Genomic DNA, 15,482 nt, shown 5'->3' with positions numbered 1-15,482 from the left:
ATGTCTTTTGTTAATTATTTTTTAGGTAAATATTCTAAAGTTACTCTTTGATTTGGGTTTAGATATTTTTTAGCAACTTCTCTAATATCTTCACGAGTAATAGAACGATAAATTTCAATTTCTGTATTAATTAAATTTGTATCTCCGTATAATACATTGTATCGTGCCAAAGAGTTTGCAATTCCCTCTACACTAGAGTTAGAGTTTACAAATTGATTTTCGAATTGATTTTGAAGTTTTTGGTATGTTTTTTCTGAAATTAATTCTGTTTGTAACGTTACAATTTCTTCATCAATTTCTGTAACTATGTCTGCTAATTTAGTATCACCTTGTGGTAATCCAAAAATAATATACGTTCCGTAATCTTCTTGACTTAAGTTAATAGCACCAGCTTGTAATGCCATTTTTTTAGTATCTACTAACTTTTTATATAACACAGAACTTTTTCCTGTACTTAAATAAGAAGAAATCATATCTAATACTCTAGAATCTTTTGTTTTCATAGACGGCGTTCTGTACGCTGTCATAATCGCTGGAATTTGAATGTTAGGGTCGTAACCTTTTGCTGCTATTGGTGCAGTAATAGGTTCTTCTTCTATTACAGTTCTTTCAATATCTGCTCCACGAGGAATTGGTCCAAAATAAGCTTCAATTAAACTTTTTGCATTTGCAACGTCAATGTCTCCTGCAACAACTAAAGTTGCATTATTTGGTACATAGAATTTTTTATTAAATGCTAAAAAATCTTCTAAAGTAGCATCATCTAAGTGTTGCATTTCTCCAATTGTTGTTCCTTTATATGGATGTTTTTTAAAGATTTCTTTTTTTACATATTCTAAAAAACGAGAATAAGGTTGGTTATCTACTCTTAATCTTTTTTCTTCTTTTACAACTTCGTTTTGAGTATCTACACCATCTTGACCAATAATAGGATGTAATAAACGCTCAGATTCCATCCATAAACCTAATTCTAGATTGTTAGAAGGAAATATTTCATAATAATAAGTTCTATCATCAGTTGTATTGGCATTGTTTTTTCCACCATTTGCCGCAACTATTTTAAACCATTCTCCTTTATCAATATTTTCTGTTCCTTCAAATAACAAATGTTCAAAAAAGTGAGCCATACCAGTTCTGTCTGGTTGTTCGTCTTTTGCACCAACATGGTACATTACTGCAGTTGTAACTACGGGTGCAGATTTGTCTTGATGTAAAATAACGTGCATTCCGTTATTTAAGTCATACTCTTCAAATTCTACTTGTTGTGCATTTATAGAAAATGCGATTAAAAAAGCAGAAGTAAGAGATAAAATACTTTTCTTCATGTATTAATTTTTAAGTTATTAATTGATATTTGTTTGACGCTGGCACCTTAAATATGTTACAGTATTTATTCAAACATTTTATAGATCTACCAAAAATAAAAATTTAATTATAGAATTCTTAGTGAATAAGGTTTTATTTACTTGATTTTGATGTGATTATTTTTTATTAAAAGATATTGTAGAGTATTAAAAAAGATGTATATTTGCACCCGCATTTTCATTAGGATTGTGCACAAATAATTAGTAATAAACGCAAAACAAATAGTATGTACGCAATCGTAGAGATGGCAGGGCAGCAGTTTAAAGTTGCAAAAGACCAAAAAGTATACGTTCACCGTTTACAAGGAGAAGTAGGATCAAAAGTTACTTTTGATAACGTTCTTTTACTTGATGAAAAAGGAAATGTAACTATTGGCGCCCCAGCTATAGAAGGAGCTTCAGTAACAGCTCAAATTTTAAGTCACTTAAAAGGTGATAAAGTAATCGTTTTCAAGAAGAAAAGAAGAAAAGGTTACATTAAGAAAAACGGACACAGACAATTTTTAAGCGAGATTCTTATTGAATCTATTGCTGCTTCTGGTAGCACAAAAGCTGCTCCTAAGGCAACTAAAGCTGCTCCAAAGAAATCTGCAAAAGCAGACGACTTAAAGAAAATTGAAGGTGCAGGACCTAAAGCTGCAGAAGCTTTAGTTAATGCAGGTTTAGATACTTTTGCAAAAGTAGCAAAAGCAGATCCAGCAAAATTGAGTGAAATCTTAACTGAAGCTAGTTCTAGATTATCTCATTTAGTAACAACTACTTGGCCTAAACAAGCTGGTTTAGCTGCAGAAGGTAAGTGGGATGAATTAAAAGAATTACAAGATAGATTAGACGGAGGTATTGAAAAATAATTCCTAAAAATTTAACTTTAACCTATAAAAACTCAATAACATGGCACATAAAAAAGGTGTAGGTAGTTCGAAGAATGGTAGAGAATCAGAATCGAAACGACTAGGAGTAAAAATATTTGGAGGACAAGCTGCAATTGCAGGAAATATTATTGTTCGTCAAAGAGGAACAACTCACAATCCGGGAGAAAACGTTTACATGGGTAAAGATCATACTTTACATGCAAAAGTTGACGGTGTTGTAGAATTCCGTAAGAAAAAGGATAACAGATCTTATGTATCTATTACTCCATTTGAAGCTTAGTCTATTTAAGTTTTAAAATTATTAGAAACGCTCAAACATGAAAATGTTTGAGCGTTTCTGTTTTTAGAAATTATTACGAGTAAATTAATTGCTTTTTAGATTACTAAAATAAATCGTTTTATGTTTTAATAAAGGTAATTCAGGTGATAAATGAGTATAGATTGAGCTTATTAAATAAATTTCATAATAAGAATAAAAGCAAGTTGTTGTAGTAGGGGATGGGTGTAAATACATGTTTTTTAGATTATTATAGCTGTTTTTTTGGTGTTTACAACTGCTAGTCATTTTATAGTTGTATATTTAACATGAAATTTAATTTACTTGTAACATTTTTTTCGGGGGAATATGAATGTTATTAATAATAGTTATTTTTCATAAATAAAAATAAGCTACTCTTAGGGTAGCTTTTTTTTTTATCTAGTTAATTATGTAGAAGCTTAGTTGTTACTATTTCGTATTTTTACGGCTATGAAATTTTTATACAACTTTGTCGTTTTTATAGCAGCTCTGTTACTGCCAATAATTGCTTTATTTAATAAAAAAATAAAACTTTTTGTATCTGGTAGAAATCAAACATTTTCTAAAATATTAGCCTTAAAGAATTCAGAAGTTATTTGGTTTCATGCAGCTTCTTTAGGCGAGTTTGAACAAGCAAGGCCAATTATAGAAGCAATTAAAAAAGAATACCCATCATATAAAATTTTAGTCACATTTTTTTCTCCTTCGGGATATGAAATTAGAAAAGATTATAATTTAGCAGATGTTATTTGTTATTTACCTTTAGATTCTAAAGCAAAAGCAAGAAAATTTGTAGAAACTGTAAATCCTAAATTTGCCGTTTTTGTAAAATATGAATTTTGGCCAAATATTTTAAATGAATTAAAATCAAAAGAAATTCCTACAATTTTAGTTTCAGGTATTTTAAGGGAAAAACAATTGTTCTTTAAGAGTTACGGAGGTTTTATGAGAAAATCTTTAGAAGCTTTTCATCACTTTTTTGTACAAGATGAAAATTCTAAAAATTTACTAGAATCTATCAACTTTAAAAACGTTACCATTGCTGGTGATACTCGTTTTGATAGAGTTTCTAAAATATTAGAACAAGATAATTTGTTAGGTTTTATCAATCAGTTTAAAGACAATAATTATACAATTGTTGCTGGAAGTACTTGGCAAGAAGATGAAGCGTTGTTGGTAAATTACATAAATAATAATGCTACAGAAGATGAGAAGTTTATTATTGCTCCACATAATATTAAACATGATGCAATTTTAGAATTACAGAATTCCATCAACAAAAAAACAGTTTTATTTTCCACTAAAGCGGATAAAAACCTCGCTGAATACCAAGTTTTTATTATTGATACGATTGGTATTTTAACTAAGATTTATGCCGCAGCAGATTTGGCTTATGTTGGTGGAGGTTTAAAAACAGGGTTACATAATATTTTAGAACCAGCAACTTTTGGGATTCCTGTTGTGATTGGTAATAATTACGACAAATTTAAAGAAGCCGTAGATTTGGTAAAAATTGGTGGCTGTATTTCAATTGCAAATCAAGAAGAATTTACATCTAATCTTATCAGTCTAAAAAAGGATGAAAACTTTAGAAAGTTAACAGGAGTCATTAATAACAGATATATTGAAGATAATCTTGGAGCAACAAAATTAATTATGAATTATTTAAAAGAGAAGATTTAATAATGGATTTTATATTACAACCTTGGGCTTGGTATGTTGGTGGCCCTTTAATAGCAATATCATTACTCTTATATTTTTACTTTGGTAAAAATTTTGGAGCATCAACAAATTTTGAAACATTGTGTACCATTGCAGGTGCAGATAAAGTGTCGGATTATTTTAAGAAAGATTGGAAAGACAGAGATTTTGCATTGATGTTTGTAGTTGGTTTAATAATTGGTGGCTTTATTTCTGCAAATTTTCTAACGCCAAATCAAGCAATAGATTTAAATCCAAAGACAGTGCAAGAATTAACAGATTTAGGTTTTTCTAATGTTGGAAGCGAATATTTTCCTGATGAAATTTTTAGTGAAGATGTTGTCTTTTCTTTAAAAGGGTTTTTAATTTTAATTATTTCTGGAGTTTTAATTGGTTTCGGAACCCGTTATGCTGGTGGTTGTACTTCTGGTCACGCAATTACAGGTTTAAGTAATTTAGAGTTGCCTTCTTTATTGGCGGTAGTTGGTTTTTTTATTGGTGGTATTATTGCTACGTGGTTTATAATTCCAATTTTATTTTAGCAAGGTTTGGCATTAAATAAAAAAATAATTAAAAATTTTCACTTCGAATATAGTCAACAAGTTCGTTGGAAATTTAAAAATATAATTCAATGAAAAACATCAAATTTTTAATATTAGGAATCTTTTTCGCAATCGTTTTAAGCAAAACGCAAGCAATTAGTTGGTATCGATTTTACGAAATGTTTAAGTTTCAATCTTTTCATATGTTTGGAATAATTGGAGGAGCAGTTGTAATTTCTATGATTTTTATGCAGCTTTTTAAAAGTGGAAAAATAAAAGACATTCACGGAAATAAAATAATACCAAAACCGAAAGAAAAAGGTTTTGTAAGAACACTTTTAGGAGGAACTTTTTTTGGTTTAGGTTGGGGTATTTCTGGTGCTTGTGCAGCTCCTATTTTTGTAATTCTTGGTTTCGAATTAATTCCGGCTTTAATTTTATTGTTCGGATCGCTTTTAGGAACGTTGCTTTATGGCGTTTTAAGTAAAAAACTACCAAATTAAATGAGCAAATTAGTAGACGGTTTTGGTAGACAAATGGAATATGTGCGACTAGCAGTTACAGATCGTTGTAATTTGCGTTGCCAATATTGTATGCCTGCGCATGGTATAGATATTGTTCCGAGACAAGAATTACTTACCTTTAAAGAAATGTATCGTTTAATTCGTGTATTAACCGAATTAGGGGTAAATAAAGTCCGTTTAACCGGTGGAGAACCTTTTGTACGTAAAGATTTTGTTAGGTTTTTAGAGATGTTGTCTTTTAATGATTTATTAGATGAAATTAATATTACTACAAACGGTGCGTTAATTTCTCATCATATTTCTAAGATTGAACAATTAGAAAAAGTAAAAAAAATCAATTTAAGTATTGATAGTTTAGATCGAGAAAAGTTTGCGAAAATTACAAGAAGAGATGTTTTTCCTGAGGTTTATAAAACCTTTGAATTACTAGAGAAAAGTAGTTTAGATTTAAAGCTAAACGTAGTAGTGCAATCTGGTTTTAATACCGATGAAATTGTAGACTTTGTACGATTGACAAAAGATAAAAATGTTGCGGTTCGTTTTATTGAAGAAATGCCTTTTAACGGAAAAGGACAGCGTGATATGAAAGAAAATTGGACTTTCAATAAGATTTTAAATGAAGTAAAAACGGAGTTTGATGTTACCGAAGTTCAGTCAGAAAAATCATCAACTTCTAGAAATTATAAAGTAGACAATCATTTAGGAACTTTCGGAATTATTCCCGCCTTTACAAGAACTATTTGTAACGATTGTAATAGAATTAGAATTACAAGTACTGGTACATTTAAAAACTGTTTGTTTGATGATGGTGTTTTTAATTTAAGAGATTTTATTAGAAAAGGCGCTTCTAATGACGATTTAAAAGAATTGTTTTTAGGTCTTGTAAAAGAAAAGCCAGAAAATGGATTTATAGCAGAAGCAAATAGAAAAGATGGTGGAGCTTCAGAGAGTATGAGTACTATTGGAGGATAAAAAAAATATGGACAGTTTTGATATTTTTATTTTTGCTTTCATTGTCTATGGAATATACAGTTGTGTAAATATTAAAAGTGATTATTTAGAATATAAAAAGTCAAAAAACTATATAGAGTTTAATATTTATATTAGAAATGTTGGAATTATTATTGCAAGTTTCATTGCATTAATATATCAAATTAATAAATTGCTTAATTAAACGAATAATGATTTCAGTAGAAAAAGCTTTGCAAACCGTTTTAAATTCAAGTCAAGAACTTGGAATTGAAGAAGTTCCGTTTATAAAATCTGTAGGTAGAATTCTAAAAGAAGAGATTCTTGCAGATAGAGATTTTCCGCCATTTAATAGAGTTTCTATGGATGGAATTGCAATTGATTATCCTGCATTTAAAAATGGACAAAGAGATTTTAAAATAGAAGGAATTCAAGCTGCGGGAAGTGAACAGATCTCGCTTAAAAATCCTGAAAACTGTATTGAAGTTATGACTGGAGCTGTTTTGCCTAACAATGCAAACACAGTTATTAGATATGAAGATGTAACGATAATAGATGAAATTGCAACCATAAATATTGATGTAATTAACGATGCTCAAAATGTTCATCCGAGAGGAAAAGATGGACAAAAAGGAGATGTATTAATTGAAGAAAATAAAATAATTTCTGCTGCAGAAATTGGTGTTTTAGCAACGGTTGGTAAATCAACAGTAAAAGTTGCAATACAACCTAAAGTAATGATTGTTTCTACGGGTGATGAATTGGTTGGTGTAGCTGAAATTCCGTTAGAACATCAAATTAGAAGGAGCAACGTATTTACGTTAGTGTCTTTGTTAGAACGTTTAAGTATTCCATCGGAAACAGCACATATTACGGATGATAAGCCAATTTTAAAATCGAAAATAGAAAGCTACTTGCAAGAATATGATGTGTTACTTTTTAGTGGCGCCGTAAGTAAAGGGAAGTATGATTTTTTACCAGAAGTTTTTGATGAATTAGGGGTAGAGAAATTGTTTCATAAAGTTACACAAAGACCTGGGAAGCCATTCTGGTTTGGAAGAAGATCTTTTCTTAAAGAAAATGATTTAAATTCTGATAATCATACAAATGATAAATACAAAAAGAACACAATTGTGTTCGGATTTCCTGGGAATCCAATTTCTACTTTTGTAAATTGCTTAGCCTATTTTTACCCTTGGTATTATAAATCTGTAGGCATAAAATTGGAAGAAGAAACGGCAATTTTAAATGCTGATGTTTCATTTAAACCTAACTTAACGTACTTTTTACAAGTAAAATTAAGTTCAAGGTTTGGACATTTAATTGCAACTCCAATTACAGGAAATGGTTCTGGAGATTTAGCTAGTTTGGTAAAAACAGATGCTTTTATTCAGTTATCAAGTGATAAAATAGAATTTAAAAAAGGAGAAGTTTTTCCGATAATTAGATATCGATAGTAAAATGAAATTTAAAGAGAAAAAGAGGAGTTTATTGAATTCATTATATGAAAGAAAATTTGATGGCAAAGATTATAATGCTTTTGAATTACTTAAAGAATTTGAAATCAGTAAAGAAGAAGCTTTTGAACTTGCCGAATCTTTGAAAAAAGATGACTTTGTTAAAGCTATTGCTACTAAAGATGGTGTTTATTTGAAAATTAATTCACGTGGTATAGAATTTATTGAAGAAAGTTTATCAGATGATAATGAATTTTTTACAAGTGAAGAGAAAATAGACATTACTAAAAGATTAGATGGGTTATCTGTCCAGCTTGATAGGTTAGAAAAGGGTCAAGAAATTATTTATGACGATTTATCTGATGAAATATCTGAACTCAAACCATTGCTTTCTATTTTAAATAAAAAGAATTGGAAACAAATCTTAAAAGGAAAACTTGTTGATATTGGATTGGGAAATTTAACAGAAGAGGTGGGTGAAATTCTAATTGATGTTTTTAAAGATAAAAAATTTTTACAATAAATTAATAATATGTCAGACTTTAGTCATTTAAACGAAAAAAATAACCCTAAAATGGTAAATGTTTCTGATAAGAAAATTACCAAAAGAACGGCAATTGCAAAAGCAACCATGTTTTTAGGAGAAGAAGTAATTGCTCACTTTACAAATGATGAGTTATTTACTAAAAAAGGACCTGTTTTTCAAACGGCAATTATTGCTGGAATTCAAGGTGTAAAAAAGACATCAGAATTAATACCAATGTGTCATCCGTTGTTGATTAACGGTGTAGATGTTGATATCAATATTATAGATTCAGAAAATATAGAAGTTTTTTGTGAAGTTACTATTACAGGGAAAACAGGAGTAGAAATGGAGGCTTTAACAGGCGCAAATATTACTTGTTTAACCATTTATGATATGTGTAAAAGTATTAGTCAAGAAATGGTGATTAAAGAAGTGAAGCTGTTGAAAAAAACCGGAGGAAAATCTGATATTAATAATAAATAACTTTCTATCATTCCGATCTTAGGAGAAATCACATAAAGTTACAAAATTTTGGAATTCTACATGATGAGATTTCTCAATCGCTTAAAAAAAAGCACGTTTCGAAATGACAATTGTTTTAGAAACAATAGAATAATAATATGAAAAAACACAGTAAACATACCAATTTAGAAAGAAGAGATAACGATAATTTTGCTCCGAATGAAATTGCAATTTTGGGCACAAATTGTGGGGTTATTTCAGATTTAGTTCATAAAGTCTCTCAAAATTTATCAGATTATAAATTGGCTTATTTTGATGCTTCTCATGCTAAGGAAGTCGTGAAAAATAACTTGTCAGAATATGTGTTTCATCACGAAGGAAATTTGCAAATAACCACATCTGGGAATATCAATAAATTTCAGCAGCGATTAGATTTTGCTAAGTTTGATTATGTTTTTATCAACGGAAATCATTATCAAGGAGCAAAACAAATTTTAATTTTAGATGAAGCAAAAGAAGCTTCTGTTTTAAAAAGATTAGATCAGTTAGATCGTATTCAGTTTATAGTTAAGTTGAGATCAGAAACTGAATATTTTAACTTTTTAGAAGAGAAATATCCGCAGATAAAAAATATCACTTGTTATACTATTCATGAAATCGATGCGATTTCTAATCATATTCATAATTTAATTCTAGAAAAAATTGCTCCTGTAAAAGGTTTGGTTTTGGTTGGTGGTAAAAGTACAAGAATGGGAACGGATAAATCTGAACTCGATTATTTTGGAAAACCACAGAAAAAAGTGGTAAAAGAATTGTTAGAAAATAATAAGTTAGAAACCTTTTATTCTGTTCAGAATTCATCAGAAAAAAAAGATGAAATTTCAGATAAATTTATCAATTTAGGTCCTTTTGGAGGGATTTGTTCTGCGTTTCAAAAAGACCCAAATGCAGCTTGGTTTGTGTTGGCAACAGATGTTCCTTTTGTAAATGAAGAAATTATTCAGTTAGTTTTAAAATACAGAAATCCGAGTAAGGCAGCAACGGCAATTAAGGGGAAAGGTAAAGATTTTCCGGAACCTTTAATTACTATTTATGAGCCGAAAGCATACGCTATTTTATTACAATATTTAGCGCAAGGATATTCTTGTCCGCGTAAAATGTTAATTAATTCTGATGTAGAAATTGTTGAAATTGATGATGATTATATTAGAAATATAAATACTCCAGAAGAGTTTAATGAAGCTAAAAAAGAGCTAAATTAGTTGTAAATTAGAATGTTTAAATTTATGTAATCTCACTTTTATTATGAAAACAAAATCTTATTTTTTTATTCTTCTTTTCGGAATACTTTTTGCTAGTTGTAAACCGGAACTTTCTACAAAAGAATTTATGGTAGATAATTGGGAAACTACTTACCTAAAAATAGAAATGTATACGGTTAATAATACAGATTCTTTGCAAGTTTACGAAGACAAATTTGATGATAATCCAGAATTAGTAGCACAATCTCAATATAATAATGATGGTACCTTTTCTGCTTGGTTTAAAAACACAAAAGGAGAGCAAATATCTAAAGCTATTGGAGAATGGGATGTAGTTGGAGATTCTTTAAAAGTAGCTTTTAACTATGGAGGAAAAGATAAGAAAGTAAGCTACTTTATTGAAAGAACTACAGAAGGTTTTATAGGGACAAGTAAGTATGATTGGGATGAGGATGGAAACTTTGATGACCTGTTAACCATGAAGACAAAGAGAATTAAATTAGATTAGATTTGGTGAGTTTTAAAAAAATATCCTTAAGAATACGTATCTTTTTATCAATGATTTTATTGGTGTTATTGGCATCTGTATTAATCTTGGTGGTTACTATTTATCAATATGATGAACAGACAAAAGACTACAATATTCAGCGTTTTGAACGTAAAGAAGCTACTACCAAAGAAATTATAGAATTAGAGCTTAAAAACAAAACAACCTACCCGGTAAATACTGAAAATTTAGCTAAAATATTTCAAGAACGTATTTTTGAAATATCATCTATTAATAAGTTAAATATCTCGTTTTACGACTTAAAGGGGAATTTACTAAAATCTTCTACGGCAAATGCTTTTGAAAAGGTAGATATAAAACCGCTTCCGATAAATGTTTTAAAAGAATTATCGCAAAATTCTAATCATAAAATATTAAAAACAAGTGTAGAAAATGGAACAGGTTATCAATCTTCGTACTCGTTTATACATGATCCGAAATTTAAAAGAATTGGTATTATTGAGCTACAGTTTACACAAGATAATTCTGAGATAGAACACGAATTGAGAGAGTTTATGTTGCGATTGGGTGTGGTTTATATATTAATGTTTCTAATTGCAATTGCAATAGCATATTTCTTATCAAGTTATATTACAAGGTCTATTAAATCGATTTCTGATAAAATGCAGCAGACACGTCTTAATAAACGGAATGAAAAGATTATTTTAGATAAGGCAAGTTCAGAAATAGAAATTTTGGTGGAAGCATACAATCATATGATTGATGAATTGGGAGAAAGTGCTGCTAAATTAGCTAAAAGTGAGCGAGAACAGGCGTGGCGTGAAATGGCAAAACAAGTAGCGCACGAAATTAAAAATCCTTTAACTCCAATGCGTTTAACAGTGCAAAGTTTTGAGAGAAGGTTTGATCCTACAGACGAAAAAGCAAAAGAGAAGTTAAAAGAATTTAGCCAGACTTTAATTCAGCAGATAGATGTTATGAGTTCTATAGCATCTGCTTTTTCCGATTTTGCTAAAATGCCAACTCAAAAGAAAGAACAATTAGATGTAATTAGTGTTGTAAAGTTTGCTCTAGATATTTTTTCGGAGCGTTATATTAAATACTATCCGCAAGAAAAAGAACTGCATGCTAATTTAGATAAAACTCAATTAATTAGAGTGATTACAAACTTAGTTAAAAATGCAATTCAGGCGGTAAATGTTGAGGAAAACCCTTTAATTGAAGTAAAAGTTTTTTCTGAAGATATAAATATAAAAATTACAGTTTCTGATAATGGAAAGGGAATCTCTGACGACCTAAAAGACTTAATTTTTGAACCTAAATTTACTACAAAATCAAGTGGAATGGGGTTAGGTTTAGGTATGATAAGAAATATTATTGAAGCTTATAAAGGAACTATTTCTTTTACTTCTAAAGAAGGATTAGGTACTGTGTTTACTGTGGTATTACCAAAAAGTTAATATAATCATTGCCTTGAATGTGAAGGATAGGTAACTAAATTTATAAAAAATGAAATTCGAGAATATTTTAATTGAGAAAAAAGATAGTTTGGCTAAAATTACTATCAACAGACCCAAAAAATTAAATGCTCTTAATAAGGCTACAATTATAGAACTGAATGAAGCTTTTGAAGAATTAGAAGATGATGCTAATATTAGGGTAATTATTTTAACGGGTAGCGGAGAGAAAGCTTTTGTTGCAGGAGCAGATATCTCTGAATTTGCAGATTTTTCTGTAGATGAAGGAACCAAATTATCTAAATTAGGGCACGATACTTTATTCGATTATGTAGAAAATTTGTCTACACCTGTTATTGCAGCCGTAAATGGTTTTGCTTTAGGTGGTGGATTAGAGTTGGCAATGTCTTGTCATTTTAGAATAGCATCTGATAATGCAAAAATGGGCTTACCAGAAGTTTCTTTAGGGGTTATTCCAGGTTATGGAGGTACACAACGTTTGCCGCAATTGGTTGGTAAAGGAAAGGCGATGGAAATGATTATGACAGCTGGTATGATATCTGCTGAAGAGGCAAAAGAATATGGCTTGGTAAACCACGTTACTCCTCCAGAGGAGTTATTGTCATTAGCCGAGAAAATAGCAAGTAAGATTATAAGAAATTCTTCGGAAGCAATAAGCGCTGCTATTAGAGCAGTTAATGCAGGTTTTGAAGATGGTGTTAATGGTTTTGATGTTGAAGTAGATGAATTTGGAGAATGTTTTGGAACAGATGATTTTATAGAAGGTACTGATGCATTTTTAAATAAAAGAAAACCAAATTTTAAGTAGCGGTTAAAATAAAATAGTAACTCCAATTTTGGTCAAATAAAAACCTCATAATCGCAAGACTATGAGGCTTTTTTTCTAGTTGTAAATTGATTTATTTTACAATTATTTTTTTAGAGATGGTGTTTAAGTTTGTTTGTACTTGTAATATGTATAAACCACTGTTTAAGTCTAAGTCAATTTTTTCAGAAGAAATAATACCTCCACTTACGCTTTTTCCTGAAATGTCATAAATAACATATGCAGATTTTAAAAGACTTTGTGGTACCATAATATATTCTGATGCTGGGTTAGGAAATACTTTAATTATTTCTGCAGTTACACTCTCTGTAGCTAACGTAGTAGGGTTTAAGCTGTAAAGTTCGTTCCCAGTATCTCCATTGTCACCTTCAAAATATAAGATATCGTTTAATACAGTAATTTCATCAATATCTTTAATAGTATTGTCTAGTTGTTCAATAGAAGTTCCATTCGTTCTAAATAAATATTGGTTGGTACTTGTAGCATCTTCACCACTGTAATATAAATACCCATTATAAGCAGCATAATTGGAAGGATCATGGTTTTTACCAGAAATATTACTGATGTTTTTTATAGTATTTGTTGTTGGGTTTAAAACATAAAGTTGATCATCATTAGTACCATCATCACCAGCAAAAAATAATTGATCATTCCATGCAAATAGATCTGCTATTCCTGCTAAGTTTGTAGCAGCTGCTACAGTTATTGTACCAGTTTCTGTACCGTCTGTTTGCCAAAGAGCATTGTCTGCTTCAAAATATAAAATGTCATTAACTATTGTAAAATTACTAATACTAGAATCTCCAGTTCCTGCATCTATATCTTTAACTAATGTAAAGGTATCTGTAGTTGGTGAATATTTATAAAGTTCGTTACCATAAGATGCATCTTGTGTAGAATAATTCATATAGATATAAAGCGCATCTTTATAAGCAACCATTTCAGCAAAAATAGATTCGAAACCATCTCCTACATCAGCAACTTGTACAGCGTCGTTTTCTCCATCCCATTGCACTAATTTATTTGCTGTTTCTGCACTTGTATTACCTGGTTGTCCTCCAACAGTAAAATAAGCCATTCCGTTTAGTTCTGTAAAACGTTGAGGTGCTTCTCCTGTAATAGTTGGCATAATATCTGCTTTTGTTGTACCAGCTTCTGTTCCGTCTGATGTCCAAAGTTCAGCACTACCGTCATTTGCTGTAAAGTAAAGTTTATTATTAAAGATGAAGTAAGCAAATGGATTTCCACTATCAGAACCTGGTTTAATATCTTTTAGAAAATTTGTACCGTCTGTTGTACCATCTGTTATCCAAAGTTCTTTTCCTAAATCTTCTCCACCGGGAGTATTAGAACCGTTAGAATCATCTGCAGAAAAAAATATTTTTCCATCTAAAACAGTAAGATATGCAGGATTAGAGCTAGAAGCTCCGTTATTATTAATTTCTTTTACAAGTGTAATTTGTGCGTTTAACGCAATTGCGCTGATAAGAGCAGTAAATAAGAGTAATTGTTTTTTCATAATTGTGAGTGTTTAAAATTGATTAATATTACTTAGGAAGGTTAGGTATTAAAGTTCTCCCTCTGCTAGAAGACAAGGTTTCCATGAAGGCAATTAAGGCTTCAATTTCATTTTTTTCTAGATTTAATTTTTTTAAGATAGGTGAGTTTGTAGGTATTAAAGAGTCTCGCCCTTTACCTAAGTATTTTTTCTGAACAACCGCAGGGTTTCCAAGGTTGTAAAATTGAACAACATCTAATAAACTAGGGAAGTGTCCATTATGCATCCAAGGACCAGTTCTGGCAACTTCTCTTAATGTTGGAGTTCTAATTTTTCCAATATCATCCATGTTTTTGGTAACGTTGTAGCGACCAAAATCTTCATCTTTGGTGCCAAACAAGGTTTGTCCGTCGTTGTGAAATTGGTTGTCTGAAAAATAAGGGGTGTTATGGCAATTGATACATCTTGCTTTTGTGCGGAATAAGTGTAAGCCTAAAACTTCTTGATTGTTAAGTTTGGTAGAATCTCCTTCAACAAACTTATCGAACTTTGTTTTGTAGCTGTTTACGGTGCGTTCAAAGGTTGCTATGGCATACTGAATACGTTGTAATGAAATGGTATCATTACCAAAAGCGGCTTTAAATAAAGGTTTGTATCCTTCTATTTTTGCTATTTTATCTACAGCAATATTCAGTTTTTCATTCATCTCTAAAGGATCTCCAATAGGAAATCTAGCCTGATCTTCTAAGCTAGAAGCACGACCATCCCAAAACAAACTGTGTGCAAAACCAACATTTAAAATAGTCATAGAGTTTCTTGCTCCTGTCTGGCGATCGTGACCAAAAGAACGGGTAGAATTATCAGTCCAAGCTAATTCTGGATTATGGCAAGAAGCACACGCTATTTGTCCGCTAACGGATAATCTTGGATCGAAAAAGAGTGTTTTTCCTAGCTTTGATTTCTCTTTACTAAAAGGGTTGTATTCTGGATGTTGCAACTTTGGTAAAGCTCCAATATCTTTAAAAGCTTTTTTGTCTACGGTACTATCTAAATTTGGAGTAGGCCATTTAGTATTGTCTCCATTGGAATAAATAGCTTTTAGGTTAGCAATATTGGTGTACTCTTCTTTATGTTCTGTTTTACAAGAACATATAATAATGCAAATAAATAGGGTTAAAATAAGGTTGTTTTTCAT

At 30.4% G+C, this 15,482-nt stretch carries 16 protein-coding genes; 13 read left to right on the top strand and 3 right to left on the bottom strand.

All coding sequences use genetic code 11. The annotated features are described in order from the left end of the window. Positions 1 to 14: 14 nt before the first annotated feature. Positions 15 to 1,325, bottom strand: a complete 1,311-nt coding sequence (locus tag H0I27_RS16295; protein WP_218731694.1) for a pitrilysin family protein — start codon at positions 1,323 to 1,325, stop codon at positions 15 to 17. Between the two features lie 266 nt (positions 1,326 to 1,591). On the opposite strand from H0I27_RS16295, the gene rplU reads away from it, so the two are divergent. The 13 genes from rplU (at position 1,592) to H0I27_RS16230 (ending at position 12,771) form a co-directional block, all read left to right on the top strand. Then, positions 1,592 to 2,215 (top strand): 50S ribosomal protein L21, encoded by a 624-nt coding sequence (gene rplU, locus H0I27_RS16290; protein WP_218731693.1) that lies wholly within the window; start codon positions 1,592 to 1,594, stop codon positions 2,213 to 2,215. A gap of 40 nt (positions 2,216 to 2,255) precedes the next feature. Beyond that, positions 2,256 to 2,516, top strand: a complete 261-nt coding sequence (gene rpmA, locus H0I27_RS16285; RefSeq protein ID WP_036782547.1) for a 50S ribosomal protein L27 — start codon at positions 2,256 to 2,258, stop codon at positions 2,514 to 2,516. A 468-nt stretch (positions 2,517 to 2,984) separates the two neighbouring features. Further along, positions 2,985 to 4,217 (top strand): 3-deoxy-D-manno-octulosonic acid transferase, encoded by a 1,233-nt coding sequence (locus H0I27_RS16280; protein WP_218731692.1) that lies wholly within the window; start codon positions 2,985 to 2,987, stop codon positions 4,215 to 4,217. 2 nt (positions 4,218 to 4,219) lie between these two features. Further along, complete coding sequence (locus H0I27_RS16275) at positions 4,220 to 4,777, top strand: YeeE/YedE family protein (protein ID WP_218731691.1); 558 nt, start codon at positions 4,220 to 4,222, stop codon at positions 4,775 to 4,777. Between the two features lie 89 nt (positions 4,778 to 4,866). After that, positions 4,867 to 5,280, top strand: coding sequence for a DUF6691 family protein (locus tag H0I27_RS16270; RefSeq protein ID WP_165731796.1), 414 nt, complete (start codon positions 4,867 to 4,869; stop codon positions 5,278 to 5,280). Continuing rightward, on the top strand, positions 5,281 to 6,273 hold the full coding sequence (gene moaA / locus H0I27_RS16265; RefSeq protein ID WP_218731690.1) for a GTP 3',8-cyclase MoaA: 993 nt from the start codon (positions 5,281 to 5,283) through the stop codon (positions 6,271 to 6,273). A gap of 209 nt (positions 6,274 to 6,482) precedes the next feature. Continuing rightward, entirely contained in the window at positions 6,483 to 7,727 is a 1,245-nt protein-coding gene (locus H0I27_RS16260; RefSeq protein WP_218731689.1) for a molybdopterin molybdotransferase MoeA, read from the top strand. Positions 7,728 to 7,731: 4 nt separating this feature from the next. After that, complete coding sequence (locus H0I27_RS16255; RefSeq protein WP_218731688.1) at positions 7,732 to 8,250, top strand: hypothetical protein; 519 nt, start codon at positions 7,732 to 7,734, stop codon at positions 8,248 to 8,250. Positions 8,251 to 8,259: 9 nt separating this feature from the next. Further along, on the top strand, positions 8,260 to 8,736 hold the full coding sequence (gene moaC / locus H0I27_RS16250; RefSeq protein WP_218731687.1) for a cyclic pyranopterin monophosphate synthase MoaC: 477 nt from the start codon (positions 8,260 to 8,262) through the stop codon (positions 8,734 to 8,736). 137 nt (positions 8,737 to 8,873) lie between these two features. Continuing rightward, on the top strand, positions 8,874 to 9,977 hold the full coding sequence (locus H0I27_RS16245) for an NTP transferase domain-containing protein (RefSeq protein ID WP_218731686.1): 1,104 nt from the start codon (positions 8,874 to 8,876) through the stop codon (positions 9,975 to 9,977). A gap of 43 nt (positions 9,978 to 10,020) precedes the next feature. Next, positions 10,021 to 10,485, top strand: a complete 465-nt coding sequence (locus H0I27_RS16240; protein WP_218731685.1) for a hypothetical protein — start codon at positions 10,021 to 10,023, stop codon at positions 10,483 to 10,485. Positions 10,486 to 10,535: 50 nt separating this feature from the next. Beyond that, on the top strand, positions 10,536 to 11,945 hold the full coding sequence (locus H0I27_RS16235) for a PAS domain-containing sensor histidine kinase (RefSeq protein WP_218733939.1): 1,410 nt from the start codon (positions 10,536 to 10,538) through the stop codon (positions 11,943 to 11,945). A 49-nt stretch (positions 11,946 to 11,994) separates the two neighbouring features. Further along, positions 11,995 to 12,771, top strand: coding sequence for an enoyl-CoA hydratase/isomerase family protein (locus tag H0I27_RS16230; RefSeq protein ID WP_218731684.1), 777 nt, complete (start codon positions 11,995 to 11,997; stop codon positions 12,769 to 12,771). A gap of 91 nt (positions 12,772 to 12,862) precedes the next feature. Here the strand turns inward: H0I27_RS16230 and H0I27_RS16225 are convergent, their stop codons facing one another. Together H0I27_RS16225 and H0I27_RS16220 are read right to left on the bottom strand one after the other, a co-directional pair. After that, the gene (locus H0I27_RS16225) at positions 12,863 to 14,308 is read right to left on the bottom strand and encodes a T9SS type A sorting domain-containing protein (protein WP_218731683.1); all 1,446 of its coding nucleotides are present in this window, start codon (positions 14,306 to 14,308) and stop codon (positions 12,863 to 12,865) included. Positions 14,309 to 14,336: 28 nt separating this feature from the next. Next, on the bottom strand, positions 14,337 to 15,482 hold the full coding sequence (locus tag H0I27_RS16220) for a cytochrome-c peroxidase (RefSeq protein WP_218731682.1): 1,146 nt from the start codon (positions 15,480 to 15,482) through the stop codon (positions 14,337 to 14,339).

The organism is Polaribacter sp. HaHaR_3_91 (assembly GCF_019278525.1).
Taxonomy (GTDB): Bacteria; Bacteroidota; Bacteroidia; order Flavobacteriales; family Flavobacteriaceae; genus Polaribacter.
The sequence above is the reverse complement of the archived record's forward strand: the minus strand, read 5'-3'. Positions and strand labels throughout refer to the sequence as shown.